We start from the raw sequence: 4,580 nt of genomic DNA on the forward strand, positions 1-4,580 counted from the left end.
CAAGTGCCTTAAGCCCAGTGGTTGCTTTCGGGAGAGCCAAGCTTTGCCGGTGTCTAAGACAGCGACACACTTCCCCCATATATCGCGTTTGAGGTCGGCAACAGGGCCGGATTCTGTTGCATCCGGATACAAGACAACTGTGCCATTGGTGTACGACGTGGGCGGCGTGATGATCTGCTCGAGGCGTTGAAGAACAGATTTTAAGGACTGCGACATAACCATCTCCTGCGGCCTAATGCTTGAATTAAGCCGAGTTGCGAAGCAACTTCGGGTTGAATGAGTTGTTAGCAGCAATTCCATACGTGCTACGAGATCGAAGTCGTCGGCGCTTTGCCACAAGAATTGCAGGTCGCAGACGCGATCGTGGGACCGGTAGATTGACTGTTCGGCCCCCAAAGTACGTCAAAGCGCTGAAACGGTTTGCCAGATTGCCAGCCACCACTGCCATAAGCAGAGCCATATTCAACGATAGACTGCGACTCGATGACGCCACATGAGCACGTCAAGGTGTGCGCTGTCTTATCTAAGACCCCCATGAAGCTTCTCCCTCTGCCTAACTACTATTGGACTGCCGAACTGCGGTGTTGCACGGAGTATCTTCGATCGCTGGCGCTTTGTGAATGGGAAATCCTAGCCGCGATCACGAGATTACGCGACGGTAAACGGACTCTACCTTTGCGCGGTTTCTAGTTTTATCCAGCAAGGACACGGCGTATGAAATACCCCCCCAAGAACAACGGTGTAACAGCACGTCCGTCGATGCAGTTGCTCGATCAAGTGCGCGGCCGTTTGCGCGTTCGGCGCTACAGCCTGCGCACCGTGCAGGCGCATCTCAGTTGGACACGCCGTTTCATCCTGGCCAGCGGCCCTCTCCCGCAACGTACTGCGTATCGATCGGCATCACCTCTCCGACGCAATCCCTAGTGTTCACGATCTTGAGCCGTGGCGTCACAGCGCATAACCGTGCAGTCACGACGCCCAACGCCAGAAACGAAAAAACCGCGCGATGCGCGGTTTCTCGTCACACCGCTTGCCAACCCATCAAGGACGGCGCGCCAGCGCCTCCACATCCTTGGCCTTGGGCAGCAGGTCCTGCTTGGTCACCGCGAACGGCCCGATGCTCAGCATCGGCACGGCCACGATCACCGAGGAGATCACCACGATCACCGCACCAATCATGTGCGTCTCGGCCAGGCCTTCCATCGATTCGCCGCCGTAGATGTACAACGCCAGTGCCGACAGGAAGAACATCACCGCGGTGATCACCGTGCGCGACAGCGTCTGGTTGATCGAGCGGTTGAGCACTTCCAGCGGCTCCACGCGCAGGGCACGGAAGTTTTCGCGCACGCGGTCGAACACCACGATGATGTCGTTGATCGCAAAGCCCATCACCGACAGCAGGCCGGCCAGCACGGTCAGGTCGAACTCGCGGCCGGTCAGCGACACGAAGGCCACGGTGACCAGCAGATCGAACAACGCGGTCAGGCTGGCGACCACCGCGAACTTCCACTCGAAGCGGAACGCGATGTAGATCAAAAAGCCCACCAGCATGAACACCGTGGCATACACGCCGTTCAAGGCCAGATCCTTGCCGACCTGCGGGCCGACGAATTCGCCAGGCTGCACGGTGGCCGGATTCTCATCGCTGGTCACCGCCTTGCGCACATCTTCGGCAACGGTGCGAGCGGCATCGTCGCGATTGTTGTTCTGGCCATGCGGCTGCAGGCGAATCATGACTTCATTACCGCCGCGGGCGTTCTGCACCTGGGCGTTTTCGAAGCCGGCCTTGGACAGCCTTTCGCGCACCTGATCCACGTCCACGGTCTTCTGGAACGAGGTCTGTACCAGCGTGCCGCCGGTGAATTCCAGCGCGTAGTTGAAACCCTTGCCGACGATGATGCCGACCGAGGCGACTGCCAGCACCAGCATCAAAATCAGCACCGGCTTGCGCCAGCTCATGAAATCGATCTTGGTGTCGTTGGGAATCAGATGAAGCGGAAAAATTTTCATTGAAAGATCTTCCTAAGCAGTCCGCACATGGATGTGCGGGCTCTCGCGAGGGACTCGCATTACAGACGGGCTCTTGCGAGGGACTCGCATTAAATAGCGACAGACTTCAGCTTCTTGCGGCTGCCGTAGATCAACACCGCCAGCGCACGCGAGACCGTGATCGCGGTGAACATCGAGGCGAAAATACCGATCATCATGGTCAGCGCGAAGCCCTTCAGCGGGCCGGTACCGAACGCATACAGGGCCACTGCCACGATCAGCCCAGTGAGGTTGGCATCGAGGATGGTGCCACCGGCCTTTTCGTAACCGGCCGCAATCGCCGACTTGGCCGGTACGCCCAGGCGCAACTCTTCGCGGATACGCTCGTTGATCAGCACGTTGGCGTCCACCGACAGACCGACCGATAGCGCCAGGCCAGCAAAGCCCGGCAATGTCATGGTGGCACCGAACAGCGACATCACCGCCACTACGATCAGCAGGTTGAACAGCAGCGCCACCGAGGTGATCGCGCCGAACACGCGGTAGTAGATGGTGAAGAACACCAGCGTAAACAGGAACGAGTAGACCACCGCCGTGACGCCGCGCTCCACGTTCTCCGCACCCAGGCTCGGGCCGATCACGTATTCCTCGACGAAATCCATCGGTGCGGCCAGCGAGCCGGATTTCAGCAGCTTGGCCAGGTTCTCGGCTTCGGTCTTTTCCAGACCGGTGGTCTGGAAGTTCTTGCCGAACACGCCGGCAATGCGGGTCGGCGACAAGGCTTCTTCCTTGACCCGTACGCTGCGCACTTCCTTGCCGTCGACCATGGTCACGGTGGGAATGCGCTCGATGTAGACCACCGACATCAGCTTGCCGACGTTGGCGCTGGTGTAGTCGAACATGCGCTGGCCGGCGACGTTGTTGAGCGTCACCGCCACTGCCGGCATGCCGTTCTGGTCGGTGCTGACCGATGCGCTGACCATCTGGTCGCCGGTCACCAGCGCGCGCTTGTTCAACAACACCGGCGCGTTGCTGTCGCGCAGGCGATAGACCTTGGCCTCCGGCGGAATGTTGCCGCTGCGCACGGCATCGTCGGCATTACCGTCGACCACGGCGCGGAATTCCAGCGAGGCGGTGGCACCGATCAGGCGCTTGGCTTCGGCGGTGTCCTGCAGACCGGGCAGTTCGACCACGATGCGGTCCTCGCCCTGGCGCTGGATGGTCGGCTCGGACACGCCCAGTGCGTTGACGCGGTTGCGCAAGGTGGTGAGGTTCTGCTCGATCGCACCGCTGGCGATCTGCTTGAGCTCGGCCTCCGGCACCTTCACGGCGATGTTCTGGCCGCTGACGTCGTAGGTCAGGGTCGGCTGCGCCTTGGCCAGCGTCACGCGCGCGGCGTCGGCATTGGCGCCCTCGCCCAGGTTGACCTGGATACTGTTGTCAGCGCGACGTTCCACCGAGCGATACGGGATACGCGCATCGCGCAAGGTGGTGCGGATGTCTTCGGCAAACCCGTCCAGGCGCTTTTCCAGCGCGGCCTTCTGGTCGACCTGCATGGCGAAGTGCACGCCGCCCACCAGGTCCAGACCCAGCACCATCGGCCGGCCGCCCAGCTTGGCCAGCCAGTCCGGCACGGTGGAGGCCAGGTTCAGCGCCACGGTGTAGTTCTCGCCCAGCTGCTGACGCAACACGTCGTTGGCGCGTGTCTGCGCCTGCAGCGAAGGCAACCGCACCATCAGGCTGTCGCCTTCTTTTGTGATCGCCTTCTGGGTGATGCCGGCGCTCTTGAGCTCACCGTCGATGCGGCTGCGCAATGCGTCGTCGAGCTGCGCACCGCGGCTGGCGGTGATCTGCACGGACGGGTCCTTCTGGTACACGTTGGGCAACGCATACAGCGCGCTGACGGCCAGTACCAGCAGGATCAGGAAGTACTTCCAGCGAGGAAATTCGAGCATTGCGACAGTCCCGCGTGGCACCATCCCGGCGCCGCGCCTAGCAGTGAGAACGACTTCAAGCGACCGGTACAACGTCGCCAATGGTCTTCAGATGGATACGGGCGGTACGGCGGAACCGGTGGGTCACAACCTCCGGTTCCACCTGACGACTGCGCCTGCCTGATAGCGGCGCAGCCGTTGCAAGACGCGTTTAGCTCGCCGACTTCAGCGTGCCCTTCGGCAGCACATGGCCCACGGCGCTCTTCTGCACGCGGATACGCACGTTATCGGCCACTTCCACGCTGATGAAGTTGTCGCCGATGTCGGTGATCACACCCGCAACGCCGCCGGAGGTGATCACTTCATCGCCGCGCGCCAGCTTGTCCAGCAGCGCCTTGTGTTCTTTCTGACGCTTCATCTGCGGGCGGATCATCAGGAAGTACATCACGGCGATCAGGATGATCGGCAGCGCGAAGGTAGACAGGCCTCCCATCGGGCCGGGTGCCGGCGCGCCGCCAGCGGCCTGCGCCTGGGCAGCGGGGATCAGGAAATCGAGCAGATTCATTCAGTGCATCCTAGTTTGGTGCCAGCGGGCCCATGGGCCCGCTCGCTATTCAGGTACCGCCGGGGCGGAACAGCCGGGAATTATGCCACGCA

Annotated in this window: 4 protein-coding genes; all 4 read right to left on the bottom strand. The window is 61.4% G+C overall.

What is annotated here, in order from left to right; genetic code table 11:
* On the bottom strand, positions 1 to 216 hold a 216-nt coding region (locus tag LN450_RS03980), incomplete at its 3' end, for a hypothetical protein (RefSeq protein ID WP_228892614.1).
* A gap of 825 nt (positions 217 to 1,041) precedes the next feature.
* A complete protein-coding gene (secF, locus tag LN450_RS03985) occupies positions 1,042 to 2,010 on the bottom strand; it encodes a protein translocase subunit SecF (RefSeq protein WP_008571687.1) in 969 nt (322 codons plus the stop codon).
* Between the two features lie 89 nt (positions 2,011 to 2,099).
* On the bottom strand, positions 2,100 to 3,944 hold the full coding sequence (gene secD, locus LN450_RS03990; protein ID WP_011347822.1) for a protein translocase subunit SecD: 1,845 nt from the start codon (positions 3,942 to 3,944) through the stop codon (positions 2,100 to 2,102).
* A gap of 190 nt (positions 3,945 to 4,134) precedes the next feature.
* Complete coding sequence (yajC, locus tag LN450_RS03995; protein ID WP_003489768.1) at positions 4,135 to 4,488, bottom strand: preprotein translocase subunit YajC; 354 nt, start codon at positions 4,486 to 4,488, stop codon at positions 4,135 to 4,137.
* Positions 4,489 to 4,580 lie beyond the last annotated feature (92 nt).

Origin of the sequence: Xanthomonas euvesicatoria pv. euvesicatoria (genome assembly GCF_020880415.1) — a bacterium.
GTDB classification, from domain to species: Bacteria; Pseudomonadota; Gammaproteobacteria; order Xanthomonadales; family Xanthomonadaceae; genus Xanthomonas; species Xanthomonas euvesicatoria.